The organism is Terrabacter sp. 2RAF25, from assembly GCF_052115265.1.
Classification (GTDB): domain Bacteria; phylum Actinomycetota; class Actinomycetes; order Actinomycetales; family Dermatophilaceae; genus Terrabacter.
Window position 1 is genome coordinate 16,497 of sequence record NZ_JBFRGJ010000015.1, and the last position, 20,690, is coordinate 37,186.

The window sequence follows — 20,690 nt, forward strand, 5'->3', positions numbered from 1 at the left end:
GCATGACGACGCGCCCTGCCGCCATCTCCCGTGCCCTGTCCGCCATGGCGGCGGTCACGGCGCTCGTCCTGGCGTCGGCGGCGTGCACGACCGGTGAGCCGCCCGTCGCGGCGACGTCGAAGTCCGGCCTCCCGGCGGCCACGGCCGCCCCCACGCCGGCCCTCGCCCCCTACTACTCACAACGCCTCGACTGGCAGGCGTGCGGCAGTCTCGAGTGCGCCAACCTGCGCGTTCCGCTCGACCACGCCGCCCCCGACCCGGCCAAGGACCTCAGTCTCAAGATCGTGCGGGTCAAGGCGCGCGACCAGGCCAAGCGGCTCGGGTCGTTGCTCGTCAACCCGGGCGGCCCGGGTGCATCGGGCGTCAGCTACGTGCGGGGCGGCGCCCAGACGATCGGCGGCCCCGAGGTGCGCCGCTACTACGACCTCATCGGCTTCGACCCGCGCGGCGTCGCGGGGTCCGACCCGATCGACTGCCTCGGCGACAAGGCTCTCGACCGCTACCTGTCCACCGACCCCACACCCGACGACGCGTCCGAGGAGCAGGCGCTGCTCACCCAGGCCAAGGCGATGGCGGACGGCTGCGCCGCAGACGCTCCCGAGCTCGTCAAGCACCTGTCGACCGCCGATGCCGCCCGCGACATGGACATCCTCAGGGCGGCTGTCGGCGACCGGCAGCTGAACTACCTCGGCAAGTCCTACGGCACCTTCCTCGGCTCGACCTACGCCGATCTCTTCCCGCAGCGCGTCGGGCGGGTCGTCCTCGACGGCGTGGTGCCGCCCGACCTCACGAGCGCGCAGCTCGGCGAGGGGCAGGCCCGTGGGTTCGAGATCGCGACGAAGGCCTACCTCGAGGACTGCGTCACCGGGTCGGACTGCCCGCTCGGCGACACCGTCGAGGGCGCCCGCAAGGGTCTCGACCAGCTCTTCCAGCAGATCGACCGGCAGCCGCTGCCGACCGGCGACCCGAGCGCCCCGCAGCTCACCGAGGGCTGGGCGCGCCTCGGCGTGGCGGTGGCCCTCTACGACCAGGGGGCCTGGGGGATCCTCACCGACGCGCTCAACCAGGCCAGGTCCGGCAGCGGCCAGAGCCTCATGCAGCTCGCCGACGCCTACGCCGACCGTCGTCCGGGCGGGGGCTACGACGGCAACATGATGGAGTCGATCTTCGCCGTCAACTGCCTCGACCGTCCCGACAGCCCCGACCTGTCGGCGTACGAGACGTATGCGAAGGACTTCTCCGCGAAGGCGCCGACGTGGGGCGCCACCCTGGCCTGGGGCGCGCTGCCCTGCGGGGTCTGGAAGGCGAAGGCCGCCGGAGGCCCGCACAAGGTCAGGGCGCCCGGCAGCGACCCCATCGTCGTCGTCGGCACCACCCGCGACCCCGCCACGATCTACGAGTGGTCCGCCCGGCTGCGCGACCAGCTCGACAACGCCGTGCTCGTGTCCTTCGACGGTGATGGGCACACGGCTTATGGTCGGAGCAACACGTGCGTCGACAGCGCCATCGACGCCTACTACGTCCAGGGGCGCGTGCCCAAGGACGGACTCCGATGCTGAGCGACCGATGTTGGTGACCGATCATGAGTGACAGCCCGCGTCCCGACGACCTTCCGGACGCCCCGACGGGGTATGCCGCCCTCCCGCCGAGCTACTCGGGAGCATCGCGGGCGCCGGGTGCATCGGGTGCATCGGCGGCATCGGGTGCCGGGCCGGCGGGACCACCCGCGGGGCAGGACCATGGGCACGGCAGCGCGTACGCGTCGGCGGGCTTCGGCTCGAACGGCACCCCGCCCGCCCGGTCGCCGCTGCGGACGGTGCTCGCCGCAGTCGCCATCGTCGCCGTCGTCGCGGCCGTCGTGCTCGCCGTGTGGCGCCTCAACAGCCCTCCGGTGGTGGCCCAGCCGGCGCCCCCGGCTGCGTCGCCGACCCAGGTCCAGCCGACCCCCAACTTGACGACCACGCCGACGACCACCCCGAGCGGCCCGGTCAACGCCGACTACCCGCCCGCCCTGCGCGACTACTACACCCAGCAGGTGGCGTGGTCGCCCTGCTCCGACAACGCCAAGCACGAGTGCGGCACCATGCAGGTCCCCGTCGACTACGCCGACCCGTCCGGTGCGCGCTTCACCCTGGCCCTGCGCAAGGCGCCGGCGACCGACCCCTCGAAGCGCATCGGGTCCCTCGTGATCAACCCGGGTGGCCCCGGCGGCTCCGGCGTGGAGTACGCCCAGTACGCCTCGTTCGTCTTCTCTCCCGAGGTGCGGGCGGCATACGACATCGTGGGTTTCGACCCGCGCGGCATCGGTGCCTCGAGTCCGGTGCGCTGCCTCGGCAACTCCGACATGGACCTCCTCTTCAGCGACGACCCCACGCCCGACTCCGTCGCCGAGCGCTCCAAGCTGCTGTCCGACGTCGACGCCATCACCAAGCGGTGCGCTGCCCGCGGCGGCGACCGCGCCCTGCACATGAGCACGGGAGAGGTGGCCAAGGACATGGACGTCATGCGCGTCCTGCTCGGTGACGAGCGCCTCAACTTCTTCGGCGGCTCCTACGGCACCTTCCTCGGTGCGATGTACGCCGACGCCTTCCCCAAGAAGGTCGGCCGCATGGTGCTCGACTCGGCGATGTCGCCGAACCAGACCGAGCAGCAGGAGATGACCTACGACATCCAGGGCTTCGAGTCCTCGATCGACGCGTTCATCGACTGGTGCGTCGCCCGGCCCGACTGCGCCCTGGGCAGCGACAAGACCAGTGCGCGCCAGAAGATCGTCGACCTGCTCGACGCCGTGGAGAAGAACGGCCTGTCGACGAGCAAGCCGGGGCTGACCACGATCGGCGAGGGCTGGGTGGGCTTCTCGATCTTCATGTGCCTCTACTCCGACACCTCGTGGCCGACCCTCAACCGGGGCCTGGCCCAGGCCTTCACCGGCAAGGGCGACATCCTGCTCGCCAAGGGCATGTCGGTCGTCGAGCGCAGCGCCTCCGGTGCCTACGCGCCCACCACCTACCTGCAGGCGATGATCCCGGTGCGCTGCGCCGACTGGCCCCGGTCGACGACCGACCCGTCGCTGGCCGCCGACCAGGCGAAGGCCAAGAAGGACCATCCGCTGTGGGCGCGCATGACCGGCGAGCTCTACGACAACTGCCGCACCTGGCCCACCACCGGCCGCACCCCGAAGGGGACGACCCTGGCCGTGGGGGCTGCCCCCATCCTGGTGATCGGCAACGAGCGCGACCCGGCGACCCCCATCGGCGGCACGAAGCAGCTCGCCAAGGACCTCGCGTCCGGCGTTCTTCTCACGTCCGACCACGACGGACACGGCACCTACTACGCTGGCAACTCGTGCGTGGACTCCGCCGTGGACGGGTACCTGCTCAGGGGAACGGCGCCGACGTCCGGCACGACCTGCTGAGCCGGCTGCTCGCACCCCTCATCTCTCTCGTCGTCGTGGCGGGCCTCTTCCTGTTCGCCGTCGCTCCGGCCCACGGCCCGGGTGAGGCGGCCCCGTCGACCTCGACGACGGGCGACCGCACGCCGCAGGCGGCTCCGGCGCAGCCCGAGGAGGACCAGCCGACGGAGCGCGGCCCGAGGACGACCCCGATCACCTTCACCGGACCGGTCGATCCGGAGCCGGCCGAGCTCTCCGCCTTCTACGGCCGGACCGTGGCGTGGGCCGAGTGCCCCGACGACGACCTCTACGACTGCGGCACCGTGAGGGTGCCCGTCGACTACACGAAGCCTGCCGGCGCGACGACGACGATCGCCCTGCGTCGCCTGCCGGCATCGCTGCCGGCCCAGCGCATCGGCTCGTTGTTCATCAACCCCGGCGGCCCCGGCGGGTCGGGCGTCGACTTCGCCGACGAGGCCCCGTACGTGTTCGGTGACGTCGTGCGTGAGCGCTACGACGTCATCGGCTTCGACCCACGCGGCATGGGGGAGTCCGACCCCGTCGGCTGCCTCACCGACGCCGAGCTCGACGCGATGTATGCCGCCGACCCCACGCCCGACACGGCCGCCGAGAAGGAGGCCGCCCGCAGGGCGCCCGCCGAGCGCAACCGCCGCTGCCTGGCACGAGGTGGTGCGCTGGCCGCCCACATGGGCACCGAGTCCGTGGCCCGCGACCTCGACATCCTGCGATCCGCGGTCGGCGACGAGCGGCTCAACTACTACGGCGTCAGCTACGGCACGATGATCGGCGCCGTCTACGCCGACTTCTTCACCTCCCGCGTCGGCCACATGGTGCTCGACTCGGGTGTCCTGCCCGACGCGCTCGCCGAGGAGGCGCCGAGCCGCGAGGAGGTCGACGCGGCGGCGCGCAGCTGGGCGGACGACTTCGACGACGTCGTCGACGACTTCGCCACGAAGTGCGGCGCCGACTGCCCGCTCGGCTCGGACACCGAGGCCGTCGTGAAGACGCTCGTCGGCTTCCTCGACCGCCTCGACGCCACGCCACTGCCCACCGGGATCGACACGCTGCCGACCCTCACGGAGGGGTGGGCGCGCACGGCCATCGACGAGGGGCTGCGCGACCCGGAGTCGTGGTCGGACCTCGTCGAGGCTCTCGATCTCGCCGTCAACCAGCACGACGGCGAGATGCTGGCGTGGCTCGCCATGGGGATGGTCGAGCGGACGGAGGACGGCACCTACCCGACGACGACGTTCGGTCGCACCCACCTGCTCGTCACGTGCTCGGACTGGCCGACCTCACCCTGGGACTCCGCCGTGCCGAGCGCGGACGTCCTCGCCAACCACCCCCTCTGGGCGCGGGTGCAGCCGGCTCGCCCCGACCCCTGCACCGGCTGGACGGGGACGATGCGCGAGACCCTGCTGGTCGGTGCGGAGGTGCCGACTCCCGTGCTCGTCATCGGCAACGACGGCGACCTCACGACACCGATCGAGGACACCGAGGCCCTCGCCGGCGAGATCGTGCGCTCGAGGTTCGTCACCGTGGAGGCCGACGGCCACGGCGCGTACGGCAAGGGCAACGACTGTGCCGACCGCGTCGTCGACGACTACCTGGCACGGCACCTGGCGCCAGAGAACGGCTACGTCTGCGGGTCCTGAACGGGGTTCGGAAGTCTCGCACGGACCGCGATTTTTCTCCGGAAGGCGTCGTGCGTATACTCAACCTCCGTGTCCGGTCGCGCCTTGCCGCGGCCACACGACCAGCCGCTTTAGCTCAGTCGGCCAGAGCGATTCACTCGTAATGAATAGGTCATCGGTTCGATTCCGATAAGCGGCTCAAGCGAAACAGAACGCATCACCACAGGTCAGGCCCCCTTCTCGTCAGAGTCGGGGGCCTTGCCGTTGCGCTGTGTCGAGCCGCCCAGTCGCTCCTAGACGAGATAGCGGGCCTTCTGGGGGCAGAAGGCGGCGACCGACCGGTCGAGCAGCTCGCGGGACGCAGACAACGTCGCCCCCGTCTGCCTGCTGATGGTCATGCTGACGCTCTTGCCCGAGCCGGTTGGTTCATCGGAGAGCAGGTTGCAGTAGCCGGTCGCAGCGTCGGCCAGCTCGCCGGTGCTGGCGTCCATCCCGGTCAGGTTCAAGGACCCGATCTGGTGCCGGGCAGCCCAGTCGTAGAACGCATTCTCCTGTGCGTCGCCGCCGAACCCGCCCTCAGGCACCTCGGCGACCCCGGAGTCGCTCGGCATCGTCGCCGGACGAGCGGGATCGGGCGCGCTGCTCGAGGTGGCAGGAGTGCTGGCAGGCGACGAGACGAGATGGGCGTCGCCCGGAGCCAGGGCGTGCATGACACCCAGCGTGACGCCGAGCATGGCCGCGACACCGAGCCCGATCATCCCCAGCGCCTTGCCCGTCTGCGAGCGTCCCGGCTGCCGCACCATGTGTCAACCATCCCCTGTAGATCTCGTCGTCACGGTCGCGCCGTGCTCGCCGGCTGCACCCGGCAGCCGTCCGCCGCGTGCGGACAGCTGCAGTCTGGACCAACCCGCACACGAATCGGGTGTTCGGGACACGCTTGCCGTGTTGCGGTCCGACCTCGTCGGGAAAGGCGAAGGAGCCCGACCCGCGCGCGCAGGTGGGGCTCCTTCGAGGCTGGTGCGGATGGGGGGGTGCGTGCCAGCCGTGGGGGTGTTACAGGAGCGACGTTAGTCAATCTGTGCCCCGCTGTAACTGTTTTCGTCGAAATTGTCGGCAATATTTCGCTTCGCCGGTGAAGGTCGAATTGGGGGAAATGGGCCGGGCGGCTGCTGTCCCGCGTCCTCGGGAGTCGAGCGTATGCGTCTGGCACAGTGACCCGGTGACTTCCCCCACCTCCGTCGACGACCGCGCCCGGCTCGTCCCCGACACGGTCGCGGTGGCCTCGGGCCTGCTCGGGACGACGCTGAGAGCGGTGGGACCGCCCTTTCCGGGAAGTCGTCGCACGCTCGTGGTGCGGGCCACGGGAGAGGCCGGGGAGGCGTACGTGGTCAAGCGCTACACGGGCGAGGAGGGTGCCGAGACGTACGCGCGCGAGGCGGCGGCACTGGCCGCGCTGGAGGGAGGCGCACGCACCCCACGCCTGGTCGCCGAGAGCGCCGACCCGCGGCTCGTCGTGATGGACGACCTCGGCGAGGGCACGCACCTGGCCGATGCGCTCCTGGCCGACGATGCCGAGCGTGCTGCCGGCGGGCTGGCCGGCTGGGCGGACGCCGTGGCCGGTCTGCACGTGGCCGGTCGTTCGGTCCGGGACGCCTTCGTGGCGGGGGTCCGCGCTCGCTCCAAGGAGCCGCTCCTGCTCGACTACCTGCCCGGGCAGCTCGCCGACGCCGTGACCGAGTGGGAACGGCTGGCCGCGGCTCTCGGACTCGATGTCCCTGCCGGGACCTTCGCGGTGCTCGACTCGGTGCCGGGACGCTTCCGGGTCGACGCTGTGAGCCTGTCCGCGGCCGACATGTGCCCGGACAACAACTTCGTCACCGATGCGGGACTCGCGCTCCTCGACTTCGAGTGGGCGCTGTGGCGGCCGATCGCCTGGGACGCTGCGTACCTCCGCGTGCCGTGGCCGACGTGCTGGTGCGCGTGGTCCCTCGACGCTGCGGCGGCGCAGGCGGCCCTCGAGCGCTGGCGCGAGTCCGTGGCGCGCACCTGGCCCGAGGTGGCCGGCGACGACTTCGACCACGATCTCGACCTCGCCACCGAGGCGTGGGCGTGGCTGGCCGGAAGCTGGTGCCTCGGCCCGCTCGTCGACGGTGAGCCGGCGCCGTCCAACCCGGTGAAGCCGATGCCGCGTATGCCGGACAGGACGCTTCGCTTCCTGCGCACCGCCGCTGCCGGCCGGGCAGTCCCCGAGCTCGCCGAGGTCGCCGGGCGCCTCGCGGACGCCGTCACGACGAGGTATGCCGCCCAGCCCGTCCCGCTCGCGCCGGCCTTCGCGCGTGGTGTGTTCGGGTGAGTGGCTTCAGGGTTCGGAGGGCGACCGTCGCCGACGTCGCGGCCGTCGTCGAGCTGCGCGCGCTGATGTTCTCGGCCATGGGCGTTGCCGGCGTCGACGACCCCGGCTGGCGAGCTGCGGCGACCGAGTGGCTCCGCCGCGAGCTCGGTGGGCCGCACGTCTGCGTGGTCGTGGCCGAGAATCCCGACGGTCGAGTCGTCGCCGGTGCGATGGGGGCACTGCGCTTCGAGACGCCCTCGCCGGTCAACCCCAACGGCGTGTGGGGCCTCGTCAACAACGTCGCGACCCAGCCGGAGGCACGGCGGCAGGGCCTGGCCCGTGCCTGCGTCGTCGGCGTGCTCGACTGGTTGCGTGACGAGACGGCGGCGACCGTGGTCGAGCTCTTCGCGACGGGGGAGGGCGCCGGCCTCTACGAGGAGCTCGGATTCACGCGTACGGCGTGGCCCGCCATGCGCCTCCGGCTGCCCCGCTGAGCCGAGCCCGGCCAACTCCGCCGGGTCGTGTCGAGCGATCAGTCGACGGAGGCCGGTGGAGCGGTGCGCTCGGCGAGGGCCGCGGTGAGGATGTGGGCGCCCGACCACGACAGGATGACGGCGGCCGCCCCGGCGACGACGGTGACGGCATACGCCGGGGTGTGACCGCCCCAGTCGGCGAGCCGGCCGGCCGCAGCGGCCCCGATGGCATAGCCCAGGCCCGTGGCGGCGGCCAGCGCCGTCATCGCGGCGCCGGTGCGTGACACGGGAGTGACGCGCTCGCCGAGGGTGAACGTCGTGATCATGTAGGGCGCGACCGTGCAGCCGAGCACGAGGAGCACCGGGACCAGGGCGGGCAGGGATCCGACGAGCAGCAGCGGCGCCGACAGGACCAGCAGCCCCGCGGCGAACCAGCGGAGGCGAGCCGGCAGGGCGAAGTGCGCGGGCAGCCCCGCCACGGCGAGGCCGGCAATCACGCTGCCGACCCCGAGCAGGGCGTGGAAGTAGCCGGTCGCTCCGGCGCTGCCGGCCGCCGTGGCGAGGACCGACGTGCCCGTCTGCACGGAGCCGAAGACGGTGCCGACGAGAACCTGCGCAAGGCAGAGCACGACGAGGGCCGGTGTCATGAGGCGGCCGACGACAACAGCGCCTGCCGAGGTCGCGGCGTGCGTGACGGTCGCGGTCTCGTGCAGGGCGAACCAGGTGCCGAAGACCGCGAGGCCCAGCGCCGCGAGCGCCAGCGCGGCCGTCGGGCTCGCGATGGAGACGCCGAGACCGACGAGGGCCGGACCGAGCACGAAGGACGCCTCGTCCGCGGCGCCCTCGTAGGAGAAGGCCGCGTCGACGAGGCGGTGCTGGCGCGGACCCGTCTCGGCCGTGATCGGTCGCCAGCGGACCCGGGCGAGCGGGCCGATCTGCGGGAGCAGCAGACCGGTGGCAGCACTCGCGACCGCCGCTGCGCCCCAAGGGAGCCCGGTGTTCACGACGAGCAAGAGTGCGACGAGGCCAGCCGCTCCGCCGAGGGACTGGACGGCGACGACCCGACGCTGGCCGAGCCGGTCGGCGCGGGCCCCCCAGAACGGGGCCCCGGCCGCGTTGGCGACGGCGAGCGCGCCGGCGCAGAAGCCGCCGGCGCCGTAGCTCCCGGTGGCGGCGGACACGAGAAGGAGGGTGCCGAGCTGGCTCATCGCGAGCGGCATACGGGCGAGGAAGGCGACGACGATGTAGGTGCGGCCGGTCAGGCCGAACAGGTGGCGGTACGAGTCGATGGGGGACACGGGGCGACTCCGGATCTGGTCGCGGGGTGCGCGACGACGAGTGCGTGCCTACCCGCCCATCAGGTCACGCCGGATCCCTGTGCAGGTCCAAGTGTACGGCGTGGGCGCGGCCGCCCCGTCCGCCCCGTCCGCCCCGTCCGCCCCGTCCGGCATCAGTCCTGCACGTGGTGTGCCTGGCGCACCGAGGGTGAGAGCCGGTAGACGCCCTCGACGAGTGCCGCGCCGACGAGCCCGATGGCCAGCGACTGCCACAGGAGCGCCGACGGCGCGTCGAGGTTGAAGAACTGCGCGCCGACCGGCACGACGAACGCCAGGACGGCGAGCCCCACCATCGCGGCCACGAGCCCGGCCTTCCAGGCCAGGAAGGGGCGTGCGAGCACCACCAGGATCCAGAAGAAGACGGTCAACAGCGTGATCGTGGCTCCGCTGCCGGGCTGCCAGCAGGCGACCTCGGCCACGGTCCGGCCCCCCTCGTCGACCACGCACCGTGACGCGAACTGGTCTCGCGGCACGCCGTAGCCACTGCCGGCCAGCAGGTAGGACGCGATCACCGCGAGCCCCGCGACGGCGCCGGACGGCACGGCGAACCGGAGGATGCGCCCGAGGAAGCCCGGCAGGTAACGGCGCCGGTTGGGTCCCAGGGCGAGGAAGAAGGCCGGGATCCCGATGGTCACCGCGGACACCAGCGTCAGGTGCCGAGGCAGGAACGGGAACGGGAGCGACGCGAGCGCGGCCGCGAGGATCGCGACGAGGCTCATCGCGTTCTTGGCGACGAAGAGGTTGGCGACCCGCTCGACGTTGCCGATGACCCGCCGGCCCTCGGCGAGGACGTCCGGCAGGTGCGAGAACCTCCCGTCGAGCAGGACGAGCTCGGCCACGGCCTTGGTCGCCTGCGCGCCGTTGCCCATGGCGACCCCGATGTCGGCGTCCTTGAGGGCGAGGGCGTCGTTGACCCCGTCGCCCGTCATGGCCACGACGTGTCCGTCGGCCTGGAGGGCGTGCACGAACGCCCGCTTCTGCTCGGGCGTGACGCGGCCGAAGACGGTCGTTCGGGCGAGCACCTCGCGCAGCGCGTCGGGGTCGTCGGGGAGCGTTCGCGCATCGACGGGCTCGCCGACGTCGAGCCCGACCTCGCGGGCGACGGCGGCCACCGTGACGGGGTTGTCGCCCGAGATGACCTTGATCGCGACGCCCTGCTCGGCGAAGTACGCGAGCGTCTCGCGGGCGTCGGGACGCACCTGCTCGCTCAGGGTGACGAGGGCGGCGGGGGTGATGTCGGGCGGCAGCGCCGGGTCGGTGAGGTCGACGTCGCTGCGGGCCAGGAGCACGACACGGCGGCCCGACCCGGCGAGCTCGGCGACCCGCGCGCGGATCGCCTCGATGACCTCTGGCGGGCTGGGCTGCGGGTCGGCCGCCAGCAGCACCTCGGGGGCCCCGAGCACCCACGTCGCGTGCGCCTCGAAGCAGGCCGCGCTCCACTTGCGTGCCGAGTTGAAGGGGATGGTGCGGGTGCGCACCCAACCGGGTGAGGTGAGCACCGCGGCAACCGCCGTCAGCGTCCCGTTCGCGTTCGGGTCGTCGGCGAGCGCGCCCAGTGCACAACGGATCTCGTCGACGTCCTGACCGGCGAGTGGCTCGGCGTCCTCGTAGGCGATCTCGCCGGCCGTGAGCGTTCCGGTCTTGTCGAGGCAGACGACGTCGACCCGCGCGAGCCCCTCGACGGCGGGGAGCTGCTGCACGAGCACGTTGCGGCGGGTCAGCTGCACGGCGGAGAGCAGGAAGGCCACCGAGGTGAGCAGCACGAGACCCTCGGGCACGAGCCCGACCACGCCGGCGGCGGAGCGGATGACGACCTGCTGCCAGCCGTGGTCGCCGACGGTGCGCCACTGCGACCAGATCGCGATGGGCAGCCCGGCCGCGATGACCCACGTGATGTAGCGCAGGAGCGTGTTGGTCGACTCCTGGATCTCAGAGCGGGTGCGGGTGAACCGGCGCGCGTCGGCGGCGATCCGGTTGACGTAGGCGTCGGCGCCGACGTGGCGTGCGTGGTAGCGCCCGGACCCGGCGACGACACTCGTGCCCGACATGATCTCGTCACCCTCGTCGTGGGCCACGGGGTCGGACTCGCCGGTGAGGTTGGCCTCGTTGAGCTCGAGCCCGGCGCTCGTGACGAGGGGCCCGTCGGCGGGCACCTCGTCTCCCGTGCGCAGCTCGATGAGGTCGTCCTGCACGACCTCCGTCGTGGGCACGACGCGCACCTCGCCGTCGCGCACGACCCGGGTCGTGGGGGCGTTGAGCAGCGCGAGCCGGTCGAGCTTGCGCTTGGCGAGGTACTCCTGGGTGATCCCGATCGCCGAGTTGACGACGAGCACGAGCCCGAAGAGCCCGTCGGCCCACGAACCCGTCACCATGACGAGGACGAAGAGCGCCCCGAGGATCGCGTTGAAGCGGGTCAGCACGTTGGCGCGGACGATCTCGCCGACCGAGCGGGACGTGCGTTCCGAGAGCCGGTTCACCGCCCCGCGAGCGCTGCGCTGCCGGACCTCGTCGGAGGTCAGACCGGACGCCCGTGTCAGAGCGGTGTCCTCGGCGGTGGTCACCCAGCCATTGTCGTATGCCGGCCGGCGGGCCGCCCGCGTTCGTGCCACACCCGGGCGGCGAGCCTTCGGTGATCCTACGTCAGGTGTCCGCTCCGTGTCCGAAAGGTCACGGCGCCAGGGGAGTCGGCGAGACGGCATACGTCCGCGGGTGACGAGCCTGTCGACCCGGACCTTTGTTACTGATCGGTCTGCGGACGTGTGCCGGGGCGTTTCTCGGATCGTGGGACGATTGCTCCGTGACTGAGTCGATCCAACGTGCCCGCGCCACCACTGCCTCCTACTCGATCACGATGCGAATCCACACCGGCACCGACCCGGCCGTCATCGGCACGTTGGCGACCAAGGTGGCCGAGGTCGGTGGCATCACGACGGCCCTCGACATCGTCGACTCGCACCCCGACCGGCTCGTCATCGACCTCACCTGCTCCGCCAGCAACGCCGAGCACTCCACCGAGATCGTCGACGCCGTCGAGACGCTCGAGGGCGTGCGGGTGCACAAGGTCTCCGACCGCGTCTTCCTGCTCCACCTCGGTGGCAAGATCTCGGTCGAGTCCAAGGTCAACCTGCGCAACCGGCAGGACCTTGCGATGGCCTACACGCCCGGCGTCGGGCGCGTGAGCCAGGCCCTCTTCGAACACCCCGAGGACGTCCCGCGCCTCACCATCAAGGGCAACTCGGTGGCGGTCGTCACCGACGGCACCGCGGTGCTCGGGCTCGGCGACATCGGGCCGATGGCTGCGCTGCCCGTCATGGAGGGCAAGGCCGCCCTCTTCAAGCGCTTCGCCGACATCGACGCGTGGCCGATCTGCATCGACACGACCGACGTCGACGAGATCGTGCGCACCGTCGAGCTCATCGCCCCCGGCTTCGGCGGCATCAACCTCGAGGACATCGCCGCCCCGCGCTGCTTCGAGATCGAGGCCAAGCTGCGCGAGCGGCTCTCGATCCCCGTCTTCCACGACGACCAGCACGGAACGGCCATCGTCGTGCTCGCGGCGCTGAAGAACGCGCTGCGCATCATCGACAAGAAGCTGCCCGACGCCCGTGTCGTCGTGTCCGGCGGTGGCGCGGCCGGTTCGGCCATCGTCCAGCTGCTCCTCGCCGCCGGCGCCACCGACGTGACGGTGAGCGACCGGCCCGGCCTGCTCAACAAGGCCGACGAGTCGCTGACGCCGGCGTGGCGCGAGCTCGCCGAGAAGACCAACCCTCGCGGGCTCACCGGCACGCTGCGCGACGGCCTGCAGGGCGCCGACGTCTTCATCGGCGTCAGCGCGCCGCGCATCCTGCACCCCGAGTGGATCGACGAGATGGCCGACAAGCGCATCGTCTTCGCGCTCGCCAACCCCGACCCCGAGGTCGACATCCACGAGGCGACGCAGCGGGCGACGGTCGTCGCGTCGGGCCGCAGCGACTACCCGAACCAGATCAACAACGTGCTCGCGTTCCCCGGCGTCTTCCGCGGCCTGCTCGACGCCCGCGCCACCGACGTGACCACCGAGATGCTGATCAAGGCTGCCGACGCCATCGCGTCCGTCGTCACCGACGAGCAGCTCAACCCGAACTACATCATCCCCAGCGTGTTCCAGCCCGACATGAGCAAGACCGTCGCCAAGGCGATCGTCGACTGCGTGCCCAAGGCGGCGCCCAAGAACATCCCGATGACCGGGGCCAACTGAGGGACGCTGAGCCCCACCAAGGACGAAAGACCGGATGACGAGCACCACCCACCCCGGACAGCGCTTCCCGCTCGACGGTCGTCGCGCCTGGGCGGTCTGGGCCGCGGCGATCGCCGTCTACGTCCTCGCCGTCTTCCACCGCACCTCGCTCGGGGTCGCCGGCCTCCAGGCCGCCGAGCGCTTCGGCATCAGCAGCTCGCAGCTGTCGACCTTCACCATCGTGCAGGTCTTCGTCTACGCCGCGATGCAGCTGCCTGTCGGGGCGCTGCTCGACCGCTACGGGTCGAAGAAGCTGCTCGGCATCGGCCTCGTGCTGCTCACCGCGGCACAGCTCGGCTTCGCCTTCGCCCACTCGTTCGGGGCGGCGCTCCTGTGCCGCGTGCTGCTCGGCATCGGTGACGCGATGGTCTTCATCTCGGTGCTGCGCCTCGTCGCCCTGTGGTTCTCGGCGCGGCGCACGCCGATGGTCACCCAGCTGACCGGTGTCCTCGGGCAGCTCGGGGCCTTCGCCTCCGCGGGCCCGCTGGCCGCGGCGCTCGACCGTTTCGGGTGGACGCCCTCGTATGCCGTCGCCGCGTCCTTCGGGGTCGTGACCGGCGTCGCGCTCGTGGTCCTGGTCAAGGACAGCCCGTATGCCGACCGGCGGCGCGACGAGCTGAGGCTGCGTGCCGTCGCACGCACCCTGCGCTCGGCGTGGCTCGTGCCCGGAACCCGGTTGGGGCTCTGGTCGCACTTCACGTCGCAGTTCGCCGCGAACATGTTCACGATGCTCTGGGGCTTCCCGTTCCTCGTCGCGGGTCAGGGGCTCTCACCCGCCACGGCCAGCATCATGCTGATGGTGATGGTGGTGACGACCGTCGTGTCCAGCCCGGTCATCGGCACGTTGACGATGCGCTACCCGTTCTCGCGCAGCACCCTCGTCCTGTGGATCGTCGCGGCGGCGATCGTCGCCTGGACCGTCGTGCTGCTCTGGCCGGGCCGGGCGCCGTTGTGGCTTCTCGTCGCGCTCGTCGTCCTCATCGCCGTGGGCGGTCCGGGGTCGATGATCGGCTTCGACGTGGCACGCACCTTCAACCCGCCGACCCGCATCGGCAGCGCGTCGGGCATCGTCAACACGGGCGGCTTCATCGCGACGCTGACCGCGGTGGCGCTCGTCGGTGTCGTGCTCGACCGCGTGGCCCCGGCCGGACCCTCGACGTGGGACGTCGACTCGTTCCGGGTCGCGATGACGGTGCAGTACCCCGTGTGGGCGCTCGGCATCGTGCAGATCCTGCGCTACCGGCGCCGCGCCCGCCAGGCCGCGCTCGAGGCCGACCCCGAGGCGTACGCCGCCATGCAGGCCGGCCGCTCCGTCACCTTCCACTGACACCCACCTCCACCGTCGACAGGCCACTGTTTGCCGCCTCATGACCGTCGAGAGGCCAAGTTTTGCCGCCTCGCGAACGTCGAGAGGCCAAGTTTTGCCGCCTCGCGAACGTCGAGTGGCCAATGTCTGCCGCCTCGGCGCTAGCGTGCCGAGGAAGGAGGCGCGATGGCGACGTGGGCCGACGTGGACGAGATGGCGGCGCGGCTGCCCGGCGCTGAGCTCGGGGTCGCCCACGAAGGCTCGCCCGCCTGGTATGCCGGACGGCATACGTTCGCGCGTCTGCGCTCGGACGACGACGAGCGCGAGCTGGTCCAGGTGTGGTCGGGCGAGATGGACATCGGTCAGGCGCTCGCCGGGCGTCGTGACACCTTCGTGCGCATCGACACCTTCCGCTATCGCGTGACGATGTGGGCCCGACTCGACCGCCTCGACCGGGCCGAGCTCGCCGAGCTGCTGCTCGACTCCTACGACATCCGCGGGGGCCGTCGCCGTCGCGGCGACACCGGCCTCGAGGACCTTCTCCGCTGACCTCGCGCTCTGCCGTCGAGAGGCCAGAACTCGTGACGAGTTCTGGCCATGCGGCGCGCGGTCGAGAGCACGACGACGGCGAGGACGACGGCAACGGAGCCGACCCAGAACGGCAGGTGGATCGACCGCTCGCCGAGGTTCCCGGCGAGCCACGGCGCGATCGCACCACCGCTGAAGCGGACGAAGCTGTATGCCGCCGACGCGACGCCACGCTCGACGGGGGCGACCTTCATGACCGTCTCGGTGATGAGCGTGTTGTTCACGCCGAGGAAGGCGCCGGCGAGGATGACGCCGATGACGAGCACGGTCTTGTTGTCCGTCCAGATCGCCATCGCGGCGAGGATGACGGCGAAGCCGAGCAGGGCCCCGACGATACCGGCCATCGTGCCGAACCGTCGTTGCACCATCGGCGCGACGAACACGGACGTGATGGCGAGCAGCACGCCCCAGCCGAAGAAGATGAAGCCGATCTCGTGGGCGCCCATTGCGAGGGGGAAGGGCGTGAAGGCGAGCAGCGTGAAGAAGCCGAAGTTGTAGAGGAGCGCGGTGATGCCGACGGTGAGCAGGCCCCGGTGGCCGAGGGCCTTCAGCGGCGCCGTGATCGAGGTCGGGCGCGCGGCGGCCGGGGTGGCCGGCAGCGTCGTCACGGTGGCGATGAAGGCGACGGCCATGAGAACGGCGACGCCGTAGAACGGCCAGCGCCACGAGATGCCGCCGAGCCAGCCGCCGAGGAGCGGTCCGGTGGCGATGCCGACACCCAGCGCGGCCTCGTAGAGGATGATCGCCTGCTTCACCGAGCCGGAGGCCGCGTTGACGATCGTCGCGAGCGCCGTCGCGATGAAGAGCGCGTTGCCGAGACCCCACAGGGCGCGGAAGGCGACGATGCCGCCGACGGTGTCCTGGCTGCCGGCCAGAGCAGAGCCGACGATGATCAGGGCGAGGCCGATCAGCAGGGTGCGCTTGGCGCCGACCCGGCTGCTCATCCAGCCAGTGCCGAGCATCGCGACGCCCATGACGGCGAGGTAGCTCGTGAAGAGCAGGCTCACCTGGGAGGGGCCGGCGCCGAGCTCGTCGGCGATCGGCTTGAGGATGGGGTCGACGAGGCCGATGCCCATGAAGGAGATCACGCAGGCGAAGGCGATCGACCAGACGGTCTTGGGTTGGCGCCACATGGTGTGGTCATCCGTCCTTTCGGGTGGGGTGGGGGTCGGTGGTGTCCGAGGCCGCAGTGAGCAGCTCGTCCATGACGTCGATGGCGACCTGGACGCGGGCGAGCGCCGGGCCGTCGAGCTGGTCGAGGGCGGGGGACAGGACGGCCAGCCGGGCCTGGCGCACGCTCTCGAGCGCCGCGCTGCCCTCCTCGCTGAGGGAGATGACCGTGGCGCGTGCGTCGTCGGGGTCGGACGCGCGGTGCACCCAGCCCGAGGCCTCGAGGCGTTGCAGCTGGGTGGTGATCGTCGGCTGGCTGCTGTGATCGGCGGCCGCGAGGGCGCTGACGCGGGAGGGTCCGAGCTCGTCGAGGAGGGCGAGCAGGCGGGCCTGCGCGAAGGGGACGTCGAACGACGCGTGCCGGCTGGCCCAGCGCGAGAGTCGCGCGGCCGAGCGAAGCAGGTCGTTGCCCAGGGTGGTCGGAACGGTCACCCGTCCCAATTTACATAGACAACCTATGCATATCAAGTCGCGGGTCGACGCAGCGTTCTCTCGATCCCCAATCGAGAGAACGCTCCGTCACGAGGCGCTCAGGCGAGCTGGGGGAGGACTCCGTCGGCGATGTCGGCGAGGTGCTCGAGGTCCGAGAGGTCGAGCACCTGCAGGTAGACCCTCTCGGCTCCGGCGTCGGCGAAGGCGCCGAGCCGGTCGACGACCTCGTCGGCGGAGCCGGCCAGACCGTTGGCGCGCAGCTCGTCGAGGTCGCGCCCGATCGCGTCGGCCCGGCGGCGCAGCGTCGCGTCGTCCTTGCCCAGGCAGACGACCTGCGCGGCCGAGTAGGTCAGCGACGCCGGATCACGGCCGACCCCGCGAGCCGCTCCACGCACGCGCTCGAAGAGCCCGCCCACCTCCTCGGCCGGCTTGAAGGGGGCATTGAACTCGGCGGCATACCTGATCGCGAGCGCAGGGGTGCGGCGCGCGCCGCCACCCCCGATGATGATCGGCACGGCACCCCCCTGGGCCGGCTTGGCGAGGGCGGGCGAGTCAGTGATCGGATAGTGGGCGCCCTTGTGGCTGAACGTCTTTCCAGGCTGAGTGCTCCACAGCCCTGTGATCACGGCCAACTGTTCCTCGAGGCGGTCGAAGCGCTCGCCGAGCGGCGGGAAGGGGATTCCGTATGCCGTGTGCTCGGCCTCGAACCAGCCGGCGCCGAGTCCCAGCTCGACACGTCCGCCGCTCATCTGGTCGACGCCCGCGACCTGGACGGCGAGCGGCCCGGGCAGGCGGAAGGTGGCCGACGTGACGAGCGTGCCGAGGCGGATCGTCGAGGTGTCACGGGCCAGGCCGGCCATCGTGGTCCACGCGTCGGTGGGTCCCGGACCGCCGTCGCCACCCATGTGCAGGTAGTGGTCCGAGCGGAAGAAGCCGCCGAAGCCGAGATCCTCGGCGGCGCGAGCGACGGCGAGCAGGTCGTCGTAGGTGGCGCCCTGCTGGGGCTCGGTGAAGATGCGGAGGTCGAGGGTCATGACCCTGCAACCACGGGTCAGGCGCGGACAATCCCGTCGACGACGACCTCGAGCATCGGACGCACCTCGATCTCGGCGCGGCTCGTGTCGGCGACGCTCGCCACGCCGCTCACCAGGCGCATGACGTTGGCCGGGTCGACGTTGGGACGCAGCTCGCCACGCTCGTCGAGGTGCTCGATGACACGGCGGTTGGCCTCGCCCATGACGCGGCACTTGCGGTACATCGGCGAGGCCGGGTCGTCCATCGCCGCGCAGATCTTCGTCGCCGCGCCCCGGTGCAGCGTGATGTGGTCGATGAAGTGCTCGAACCAGTCGAGCAGCATCTGGGGGGCCGGGGCGCCGGTCGCAATCGCCGCGTCGGCGTCGGAGGCCACGCGGTCGGTCCAGTCCTGCATCAGGGCGTCGACGAGCGCCTCTCGGGTGGGGAAGTGCCGGTAGAGGGTGCCCGGTCCCACGGAGGCGCGCTTGGCGATCTCGTCGAGGGAGGCGTCGGTGCCGCGCTCGGTGAAGACGATGCGCGCCGTCGCGAGGATCTTGTCGTAGTTGCGACGGGCGTCGGCCCGCATCGGCCGAGCCGATTTCTGAGGAATTTCCCCGGTGTCCACCGCTGCCGGATTCGCTTGTGTGGCAACGGATCCCGGCGACGAGTCGAGCGTCGCCTTGCCGGAGTCGGCAGGCGTCACGAGGAAACTCCCTTGCTAAAACGGAGACTGTCTCCGTATTGTGGGTCAGGCAGAACCGGAGTGGTTCTCCGCTAATCGTAGCGCCGACCGTCGTCAAAGAGGAGTCGAGCACCCATGACAACCACCATCCGCCCCACCCGACAGGCCGTGCGCATGCACATGTCGCACCTCGCGACCACCCATCGCGCACCGCTCGTCAGCCGAAACCACAGCGCCGCCCGCACCCCCGGCGCCGCCCGCACCCGCGCCACGGCGTTCACGCCGATGGCCCCCGAGGGCGGCGCGCACGAGAAGCCGCGGCACGAGATCCACACGCAGCTCCAGACCCAGATCCAGACCCGGCTCCAGCCCAACCTCCAGCCCAACCTCCAGGAATCCTGAGGCCCTGATGTCGACCAGCACCACCCGGGCGCCCGCGGGCGCCACCGCAGTCACCTCCTCCCACACCTCTGTCCCGTCGGCCACCGAGGCGGACGCCACCAACCCCCGCGCCGTGCGCAGGGCAGCGATCGGCGTCGGCATCGTGCTCGTCGCGCAGCTCATGCTCGTGCTCGACGCCACCGTCGTGAACGTCGCCCTACCCCACATCCAGACCGACCTTGGCTTCTCGCCGGCCGGCCTCTCGTGGGTGCTCAACGCGTACACCCTGGCCTTCGGTGGGCTGCTGCTCCTGGGCGGTCGCCTCGGCGACGTGCTCGGGCGGTTGCGCACCTTCGAGCTCGGCCTCGGCATCTTCACCGTCGCGAGCCTCCTCGGCGGACTCGCGACCTCGCCCACGTGGCTCATCGCCTCCCGCACGCTGCAGGGCGTCGGCGCCGCGCTGGCCGCTCCGGGCGTTCTCGCCCTCGTGACGACCAGCGCTCCGAACGAGGCGGCCCGCAACCGTGGCCTGGCCCTCTTCACCGCCGTCTCGTCGGCCGGCGCGTCCATCGGCCTGCTCCTCGGCGGCGCCCTCACCGACTTCGTCAGCTGGCACTGGACGCTGTTCGTCAACGTCCCGATCGGCATCGGTGTGCTGCTCCTCGCGCGACGCTTCGTCTCCGAGACGCCGCGCATCCGGGGGCGCTTCGACGTCGTCGGGGCGGTCACGGCCACCCTCGGCTCCGTCGCCGTCGTCCACGGCTTCATCAGCGCCGCCGATCGCGGCTGGACGGCGCCGCTCACCCTTGCGTCGTTCGTCGTCGGCGTGGCGCTGCTCGGTCTCTTCGTCCGCACCGAGAACCGCGTTCCCGCGCCGCTGCTGCCGCTCTCGCTCGTGCGCAACCGCACCCGTGGCGGTGCCCTCGTGCTCATGGCCCTCGTCGTCGGCGCGCAGTTCTCGACGTTCTTCCTCGTGACGCAGTACCTCCAGCTCGTGCTCGGGTTCAGCCCGGTCGCCACCGGTGCGGCGTTCCTGCCGCTCAGCCTCGCGATCTTCGCGACCTCGCGGGTCAGTGCCCGCCTCGTCGCCAAGGTCGGCCCACGGCCGATGCTGATCGTGGGCACGCTGGGGCTCACCGCGAGCTTCGTGTGGCTGAGCTCGATCTCCGCGACGAGCACGTATGCCGGCCACCTCCTGGGCGCGCTGGTGCTCAACGGAGTCTCGGCCGCGCTCGTCTTCATGCCGGTCACGGTGGTCGTGCTCGGCGGCGTCGAGCGGTCGCAGGCCGGCACGGTGTCGGGCCTGCTCCAGACGGCGCAGCAGCTCGGTGGCGCCGTGGGCCTGGCAGCCATCGTCAGCGTCTACGCGTCGCAGTCGGTGCCGGGGCAGTTCGTCCCCGGCGTCGAACCGGCGTTCTTCACCTCGGCCAGCTTCGCGCTCGTGGCCCTGCTGGTCGCGGTGGTGGTGCTGCGGCCGCGCCGGGCGGCGGGGCCCACCGTGGCCCCGGCCGAGCCGGTTCGCGAAAAGGTCACGGCAGCGGTCGCCGCAGCCGACAGTGCCGAGGCCGGCTGACCGGGATCGTCCGCCATCAAGCCGCGGATCCGTCTGCACGGGCTGTCGCCCTGACAGCCCGACTCGCAGACTGATTCGCG

At 71.5% G+C, this 20,690-nt stretch carries 17 protein-coding genes and 1 tRNA gene; 11 read left to right on the forward strand and 7 right to left on the reverse strand.

Going from position 1 to position 20,690, the window contains the following annotated elements:
- Window positions 1–2: 2 nt before the first annotated feature.
- The 4 genes from AB4091_RS21550 (at window position 3) to AB4091_RS21565 (ending at window position 5,245) form a co-directional block, all read left to right on the forward strand.
- Complete coding sequence (locus AB4091_RS21550; protein ID WP_442294898.1) at window positions 3–1,559, forward strand: alpha/beta hydrolase; 1,557 nt, start codon at window positions 3–5, stop codon at window positions 1,557–1,559.
- A 23-nt stretch (window positions 1,560–1,582) separates the two neighbouring features.
- Complete coding sequence (locus AB4091_RS21555; protein ID WP_442294900.1) at window positions 1,583–3,415, forward strand: alpha/beta hydrolase; 1,833 nt, start codon at window positions 1,583–1,585, stop codon at window positions 3,413–3,415.
- Complete coding sequence (locus tag AB4091_RS21560; protein ID WP_442294902.1) at window positions 3,346–5,067, forward strand: alpha/beta hydrolase; 1,722 nt, start codon at window positions 3,346–3,348, stop codon at window positions 5,065–5,067. The genes AB4091_RS21555 and AB4091_RS21560 overlap by 70 nt, the downstream gene beginning before the upstream one ends.
- A gap of 104 nt (window positions 5,068–5,171) precedes the next feature.
- Window positions 5,172–5,245 (forward strand) — tRNA-Thr (locus tag AB4091_RS21565).
- A gap of 94 nt (window positions 5,246–5,339) precedes the next feature.
- On the opposite strand, the gene AB4091_RS21570 is transcribed toward AB4091_RS21565, so the two are convergent.
- Window positions 5,340–5,849 (reverse strand): hypothetical protein, encoded by a 510-nt coding sequence (locus AB4091_RS21570; RefSeq protein WP_442294904.1) that lies wholly within the window; start codon window positions 5,847–5,849, stop codon window positions 5,340–5,342.
- A 416-nt stretch (window positions 5,850–6,265) separates the two neighbouring features.
- Between AB4091_RS21570 and AB4091_RS21575 the strand changes: the two genes are divergently transcribed.
- Window positions 6,266–7,399 carry a hypothetical protein gene (locus AB4091_RS21575; protein ID WP_442294906.1) on the forward strand — a complete coding sequence of 378 codons (1,134 nt, stop codon included), beginning with the start codon at window positions 6,266–6,268 and terminating at the stop codon, window positions 7,397–7,399.
- The gene (locus tag AB4091_RS21580; protein WP_442294908.1) at window positions 7,396–7,872 is read left to right on the forward strand and encodes a GNAT family N-acetyltransferase; all 477 of its coding nucleotides are present in this window, start codon (window positions 7,396–7,398) and stop codon (window positions 7,870–7,872) included. The genes AB4091_RS21575 and AB4091_RS21580 overlap by 4 nt, the downstream gene beginning before the upstream one ends.
- A gap of 38 nt (window positions 7,873–7,910) precedes the next feature.
- Here AB4091_RS21580 and AB4091_RS21585 read toward each other — a convergent pair whose 3' ends face one another.
- Window positions 7,911–9,149, reverse strand: a complete 1,239-nt coding sequence (locus AB4091_RS21585; protein WP_442294910.1) for an MFS transporter — start codon at window positions 9,147–9,149, stop codon at window positions 7,911–7,913.
- 152 nt (window positions 9,150–9,301) lie between these two features.
- Entirely contained in the window at window positions 9,302–11,749 is a 2,448-nt protein-coding gene (locus tag AB4091_RS21590; protein ID WP_442294912.1) for a cation-translocating P-type ATPase, read from the reverse strand.
- Between the two features lie 236 nt (window positions 11,750–11,985).
- Between AB4091_RS21590 and AB4091_RS21595 the strand changes: the two genes are divergently transcribed.
- The 3 genes from AB4091_RS21595 to AB4091_RS21605 all read left to right on the forward strand — a co-directional run bounded on the left by AB4091_RS21595 (window position 11,986) and on the right by AB4091_RS21605 (window position 15,319).
- Entirely contained in the window at window positions 11,986–13,425 is a 1,440-nt protein-coding gene (locus AB4091_RS21595) for an NAD-dependent malic enzyme (protein ID WP_442294914.1), read from the forward strand.
- Between the two features lie 34 nt (window positions 13,426–13,459).
- A complete protein-coding gene (locus tag AB4091_RS21600; RefSeq protein WP_442294917.1) occupies window positions 13,460–14,791 on the forward strand; it encodes an MFS transporter in 1,332 nt (443 codons plus the stop codon).
- Between the two features lie 165 nt (window positions 14,792–14,956).
- Complete coding sequence (locus tag AB4091_RS21605; protein ID WP_442294919.1) at window positions 14,957–15,319, forward strand: hypothetical protein; 363 nt, start codon at window positions 14,957–14,959, stop codon at window positions 15,317–15,319.
- Here the strand turns inward: AB4091_RS21605 and AB4091_RS21610 are convergent.
- The 4 genes from AB4091_RS21610 to AB4091_RS21625 all read right to left on the reverse strand — a co-directional run bounded on the left by AB4091_RS21610 (window position 15,256) and on the right by AB4091_RS21625 (window position 18,560).
- Entirely contained in the window at window positions 15,256–16,491 is a 1,236-nt protein-coding gene (locus AB4091_RS21610; RefSeq protein ID WP_442294921.1) for an MFS transporter, read from the reverse strand. The genes AB4091_RS21605 and AB4091_RS21610 overlap by 64 nt on opposite strands.
- A gap of 7 nt (window positions 16,492–16,498) precedes the next feature.
- A complete protein-coding gene (locus AB4091_RS21615; RefSeq protein ID WP_442294923.1) occupies window positions 16,499–16,960 on the reverse strand; it encodes a MarR family winged helix-turn-helix transcriptional regulator in 462 nt (153 codons plus the stop codon).
- Window positions 16,961–17,058: 98 nt separating this feature from the next.
- The gene (locus tag AB4091_RS21620; protein ID WP_442294925.1) at window positions 17,059–17,994 is read right to left on the reverse strand and encodes an LLM class F420-dependent oxidoreductase; all 936 of its coding nucleotides are present in this window, start codon (window positions 17,992–17,994) and stop codon (window positions 17,059–17,061) included.
- Between the two features lie 17 nt (window positions 17,995–18,011).
- Window positions 18,012–18,560, reverse strand: a complete 549-nt coding sequence (locus tag AB4091_RS21625; protein ID WP_442294927.1) for a TetR/AcrR family transcriptional regulator — start codon at window positions 18,558–18,560, stop codon at window positions 18,012–18,014.
- Window positions 18,561–18,791: 231 nt separating this feature from the next.
- Here AB4091_RS21625 and AB4091_RS21630 point away from each other — a divergent pair, with 231 nt between their 5' ends.
- Both AB4091_RS21630 and AB4091_RS21635 read left to right on the forward strand, forming a co-directional pair.
- Complete coding sequence (locus AB4091_RS21630) at window positions 18,792–19,058, forward strand: hypothetical protein (protein ID WP_442294929.1); 267 nt, start codon at window positions 18,792–18,794, stop codon at window positions 19,056–19,058.
- 7 nt (window positions 19,059–19,065) lie between these two features.
- Entirely contained in the window at window positions 19,066–20,610 is a 1,545-nt protein-coding gene (locus tag AB4091_RS21635; protein WP_442294931.1) for an MFS transporter, read from the forward strand.
- Window positions 20,611–20,690: the final 80 nt, after the last annotated feature.

Bases quoted from the DNA above. Each gene is read 5' to 3' on its own strand.
- AB4091_RS21550 (WP_442294898.1), top strand. From the start codon at position 3: ATGACGACGCGCCCTGCCGCCATCTCCCGTGCCCTGTCCGCCATGGCG.
- AB4091_RS21555 (WP_442294900.1), top strand. From the start codon at position 1,583: ATGAGTGACAGCCCGCGTCCCGACGACCTTCCGGACGCCCCGACGGGG.
- AB4091_RS21570 (WP_442294904.1), bottom strand. From the start codon at position 5,849: ATGGTGCGGCAGCCGGGACGCTCGCAGACGGGCAAGGCGCTGGGGATG.
- AB4091_RS21600 (WP_442294917.1), top strand. From the start codon at position 13,460: ATGACGAGCACCACCCACCCCGGACAGCGCTTCCCGCTCGACGGTCGT.
- AB4091_RS21605 (WP_442294919.1), top strand. From the start codon at position 14,957: ATGGCGACGTGGGCCGACGTGGACGAGATGGCGGCGCGGCTGCCCGGC.
- AB4091_RS21610 (WP_442294921.1), bottom strand. From the start codon at position 16,491: ATGTGGCGCCAACCCAAGACCGTCTGGTCGATCGCCTTCGCCTGCGTG.
- AB4091_RS21620 (WP_442294925.1), bottom strand. From the start codon at position 17,994: ATGACCCTCGACCTCCGCATCTTCACCGAGCCCCAGCAGGGCGCCACC.
- AB4091_RS21625 (WP_442294927.1), bottom strand. From the start codon at position 18,560: ATGCGGGCCGACGCCCGTCGCAACTACGACAAGATCCTCGCGACGGCG.
- AB4091_RS21630 (WP_442294929.1), top strand. From the start codon at position 18,792: ATGACAACCACCATCCGCCCCACCCGACAGGCCGTGCGCATGCACATG.
- AB4091_RS21635 (WP_442294931.1), top strand. From the start codon at position 19,066: ATGTCGACCAGCACCACCCGGGCGCCCGCGGGCGCCACCGCAGTCACC.